This window comes from Streptomyces sp. NPDC093064, from assembly GCF_044754605.1.
Taxonomy (GTDB): Bacteria; Actinomycetota; Actinomycetes; order Streptomycetales; family Streptomycetaceae; genus Streptomyces.
On record NZ_JBIVPK010000120.1, the window covers coordinates 1 to 5,281 of the forward strand.

At 75.5% G+C, this 5,281-nt stretch carries 1 protein-coding gene; it reads left to right on the forward strand.

Annotated features, from left to right (window positions below; translation table 11 throughout):
- Window positions 1–5,281 (forward strand): SDR family NAD(P)-dependent oxidoreductase (locus tag ACIQFZ_RS43065; RefSeq protein WP_402693962.1); only part of this gene is annotated, 5,281 nt, incomplete at both ends.

Here is a 5,281-nt window from a genome sequence, read left to right on the forward strand (position 1 = left end):
GTCATCAAGATGGTGATGGCGATGCGGCAGGGTGTGCTGCCGCGCACCCTGCACGTCGATGCCCCGTCCTCGCACGTCGACTGGACCGAGGGCGCCGTCGAACTGCTCACCGAGCAGACCGCGTGGCCCGAGACCGGCCGCCCGCGCCGCGCCGCCGTCTCCTCCTTCGGCATCAGCGGCACCAACGTCCACACCGTCCTCGAACAGGCGCCCGCCCTCCCCGCGCCCGCCCCGGCCGCCCCCGAGCGCACCGCCGGAGCCGTCCCGCTGCTGCTGTCCGGCCGCACCCGCGACGCCCTGCGCGCCCAGGCCGCCCGCCTGCTCACCCACCTCCAGAACCACCCCGAGCCGTCCCTCGCCGACCTCGGCCACTCCCTGGCCGCCACCCGCTCCCGCTTCGAGCGCCGTGCCGCAGTGATCGCGCAGGACCGCGACGGACTGCTCGCCTCCCTCAGCGCCCTCGCCGCCGGCCGCCCCGACCCGGCCGTCGTCGAGGGCGAGGCCGCGGGCCGTGCCCGGATCGCCGTCATGTTCTCCGGCCAGGGCAGCCAGCGTGCCGCCATGGGCCGCGAACTGTACGAGACCCAGCCCCGGTTCGCCGCCGCGTTCGACGAGGTGTGCGCCGCCCTCGACCCGCTGCTCGACCGGCCGCTGCGCGAGGTCGTGTTCGCCGCCGAGGACACCGACGAGGCCGCCCTGCTCGACCGCACCGGCTTCACCCAGCCCGCGCTGTTCGCCGTCGAGGTCGCCCTCTACCGCCTCGTCGAGAGCTGGGGCGTCCGCGCCGACTTCGTCACCGGTCACTCCATCGGTGAGATCGCCGCCGCGCACGTCGCCGGGGTGTTCACCCTTCAGGACGCCGCCCGCCTGGTCGCCGCCCGCGCCACCCTCATGGAGGCGCTGCCGTCCGGCGGCGCCATGATCGCCGTCCAGGCCACCGAGGACGAGGTCGCCCCGCTGCTCGGCGACCGCCTGTCCGTCGCCGCCGTCAACGGCCCCACCTCCGTCGTCGTCTCCGGCGACGAGGACGCCGCCGTGGAGCTGGCCGCCGAGTTCTCCGGCCGTGGGCGCCGCACCAAGCGTCTGAGGGTGAGCCATGCCTTCCACTCGCCGCACATGGACGCCATGCTCGACGCGTTCCGCACGGTCGCCGAGACGCTGTCCTACGCCGCCCCCCGCATCCCGCTGGTCTCCGACCTGACGGGCCGCAGAGCCGACGACGCCGAGGTGCGCACCGCCGACTACTGGGTGCGCCACGTCCGCGAGGCCGTCCGGTTCGCCGACTGCGTCCGCACCCTGCGCGACGCCGGAGCCACCCTCTTCCTCGAACTCGGCCCCGACGGACTGCTGACCGCCATGGCCGAGGACACCCTCGGCGACGACCGCGACGACCGCGACGACCGCGACGATCGCCACGATCGCCACGATCACAACACCGCGCTCGTCCCGCTGCTGCGCGCCGGCCGCCCCGAGGAGACCGCCGCCGCCACCGCCGCGGCCCGCCTCCAGATCCACGGCGTCGACCTCGACTGGACCGCGTACCTCGCCGGCACCGGCGCCCGCCGCGTCGACCTGCCGACCTACGCCTTCCAGCACGCCCACTACTGGCCGCAGCTGCCCTCCGCCGCGCCCTCCTCGGCCGGCGACCCGGCCGACCAGAAGCTGTGGGCCGCCGTCGAGCGCGGCGACGCCGCCGAACTCGCCGCCGTCCTCGGCCTCGACGAGGACAGCCTCACCCCGCTCGACTCCCTGCTGCCCGCGCTCACCTCGTGGCGCCGCGGCAACCAGGAGAAGGCGCTCCTCGACACGCTGCGCTACCGCGTCGAGTGGACCCGGCTGCGCAAGCCCGCCGCGCCCGTCCTCGACGGCACCTGGCTGCTCGTCGCCTCCGACGCCACCTCCGCCGACGAGACCGAACTGCTGGACGGCCTCGCCGAGGCGCTCGGCGCGCACGGCGCCCGGGTCCGCCGCCTCGTCCTGGACGCCGACTGCGCCGACCGGGCCGTGCTCGGCGCCCGCCTCGCCGACGCAGAGGACGTCGACACCACCGCCCACGTGCTGTCCGTGCTGCCGCTCGACGAGCGCCCCACCGACGGCCCCGCCGGCTTCACCCAGGGCCTCGCCCTGACCATCGCCCTCGTCCAGGCCCTCGCCGACACCGGCGCCCGGGGCCGGCTGTGGACCGCCACCCGCGGCGCCGTCTCCACGGGCCCCGCCGACCCGGTCACCCGCCCCGCCCAGGCCACCGCCTGGGGCATGGGCCGCGGTGTCGCCCTGGAGCACCCCCGCCTGTGGGGCGGCCTCGTCGACCTCCCGGCCGACTTCGACCGCCGCGCCGGACAGCGCCTCGCCGAAGTCCTCGCGGTCAAGGACGCCCCCGACGGCGAGGACCAGGTCGCCCTGCGCGCCACCGGCGTGCACGGCCGCCGCCTGGTCCGCCACACCGTCGACGAGCTGCCGTCCGCCGACCGGTTCACCGCCTCCGGAAGCGTCCTGATCACCGGCGGCACCGGCGGCCTCGGCGCCGAGACCGCCCGCTGGCTGGCCCGCTCCGGCGCGGACCACCTCGTCCTCACCAGCCGCCGCGGCCCCGACGCCCCCGGCGCCGCCGAACTCCGCGCCGAGCTGACCGACCTGGGCGCGAGCGTCTCCCTCGTGGCCTGCGACGTCGCCGACCGCGATGCCCTCGCCGCCGTCCTCGACGGCCTGCCCGCAGACCAGCCGCTCACCGGTGTCGTCCACACCGCGGGCCTCGGCCACTACGGCCCGCTGGACGCACTGACGCCCGCCGAGTTCGCCGGCCTCACCGCCGCGAAGCTGGCGGGCGCCGCCCACCTCGACGACCTCCTCGGCGACCGCGAACTGGACTTCTTCATCCTGTTCGGCTCCATCGCCGGTGTCTGGGGCAGCGGCGACCAGAGCGCCTACGGCGCCGCCAACGCCTACCTCGACGCCCTCGCCCTGGCCCGCCGCGCCCGCGGCCTCGCCGCGACCTCCATCGCCTGGGGTCCCTGGGGCGGCACCGGCATGGCCGCCGACGACGCCGTCTCCGGCACCCTGCGCCGCCAGGGCCTGCGCCTGCTCGATCCCGCGCCCGCCCTCACCGAGATGCGCCGCGCCGTTCTCCGCCAGGACGTCGCCGTCGCCGTCGCGGACGTCGACTGGACCCGCTACGCCCCGCTGTTCACCTCTGCCCGGCCCAGCGCGCTCATCGGCGACCTGCCCGAGGTCCGCGCCCTGGCCGCCGAGAACACCCCCGCCGACAGCGGCGACGTGTCCGAGACCGTCCAGCGGGTCCGCTCGCTGCCCGAGCCGGAGCAACTGCGCCTGCTCACCGAGCTGGTGCGCACCGAGGCCGCGACCGTGCTCGGCCACGCCTCCGCCGACGCCGTGCCGGAGAGCCGTGCCTTCCGTGACATCGGCTTCGACTCGCTGACCGCCGTCGAACTGCGCAAGCACCTCGGCGCCGCCACCGGCCTCAGTCTGCCGAGCACCATGGTGTTCGACTACCCGACCCCGCTGGAGCTTGCCCAGTACCTGCGGGCCGAGATCGCCGGCTCCGTGCTGGAGGTCGCGGGCCCCGTCGCCACCGGCGGCGCCGACGACGAGCCCATCGCCATCATCGGCATGAGCTGCCGCTACCCGGGCGGCGTCAGCTCCCCGGAGCAGCTGTGGGACCTGGTGCTCTCCGGCACCGACGCGATCACCGACTTCCCGGTCAACCGCGGCTGGAACACCGCCGGGCTCTACGACCCCGACCCCGACCACCCCGGCACCACCTACTCCACCCAGGGCGGCTTCCTGCACGAGGCCGACGAGTTCGACCCCATGTTCTTCGGCATCTCGCCCCGCGAGGCGCTCGTCATGGACCCGCAGCAGCGGCTCCTGCTGGAGACCACCTGGGAGGCCTTCGAGCGTGCCGGACTCACCCCTGCCACCCTCCGCGGCAGCCTGACCGGCACCTTCATCGGCTCCAGCTACCAGGAGTACGGAATGGGCGCCGGCGACGGCACCGAGGGCCACCTGGTCACCGGCACCAGCCCCAGCGTGCTCTCCGGCCGCCTCGCCTACGTCTTCGGTCTCGAGGGCCCGGCGGTCACCGTCGACACCGCGTGCTCGTCCTCCCTGGTCGCGCTGCACCTGGCCTGCCAGTCGCTGCGCAACGGCGAGAGCACCCTCGCGGTCGCGGGCGGCGCCACGGTCATGACCACCCCCAACGCGTTCGTGGCGTTCAGCCGGCAGCGGGCCCTCGCCCAGGACGGCCGCTGCAAGGCGTTCTCCGACGGCGCCGACGGCATGACCCTCGCCGAGGGCGTCGGCATCGTCCTCGTCGAGCGGCTCTCCGACGCCCGCCGCAACGGCCACCCGGTGCTCGCCGTCGTCCGCGGCTCCGCCATCAACCAGGACGGCGCCTCCAACGGCCTCAGTGCCCCCAACGGCCCCTCGCAACAGCGCGTCATCCGCCAGGCCCTCGCCAACGCCCGGGTCGCCCCTGGCGAGATCGACCTCCTGGAGGCCCACGGCACCGGCACCCCGCTGGGCGACCCCATCGAGGCGCAGGCCCTGTTCGCCACCTACGGCCGCACCCGTACGGCCGAGGACGCGCTGCTCCTGGGCTCGGTGAAGTCGAACATCGGCCACACCCAGTCCGCCGCCGGTGTCGCGAGCATCATCAAGATGGTCATGGCGCTGCGCCACGGTGTGATGCCGCAGACCCTGCACGCCGACGAGCCGTCCAGCCACGTCGACTGGAGCCCGGGCACCGTGCGGCTGCTCGGCGAGAACACCGACTGGCCGGAGACGGGCCGTCCGCGCCGGGCCGCCGTGTCCTCGTTCGGCATCAGCGGCACCAACGCCCACGTCATCCTGGAGCAGGAGACCGACGCCCCCGCCGCCGACGACGAGCAGCCTGCCGCGGCGCCCGTGCCCGTCGCCGCCGGCGTCGTCCCGTGGGTCCTGTCCGCCCGTGGTGCCGCCGCGCTGCGCGAGCAGGCCGACCGCCTCCTCACCCACCTCGTGACCGCCGTCCCGGCGGCCCGTCCGATCGACATCGGTCTGTCCCTCGCCACCTCCCGCGCCCTCTTCGAGCACCGTGCCGTGGTCGTGCCGCCTGCCGGCACCGACCCGCTGGAGGCGCTGCGTGCCGTCGCCGCCGACGGGCCCTCGGGCGTCGTCGCCCGGGGGGTCGCCGACGTCGAGGGTCGTACGGTCTTCGTGTTCCCCGGTCAGGGCTCGCAGTGGGTGGGCATGGGTTCCCAACTCCTGGACGAGTCGCCGGTGT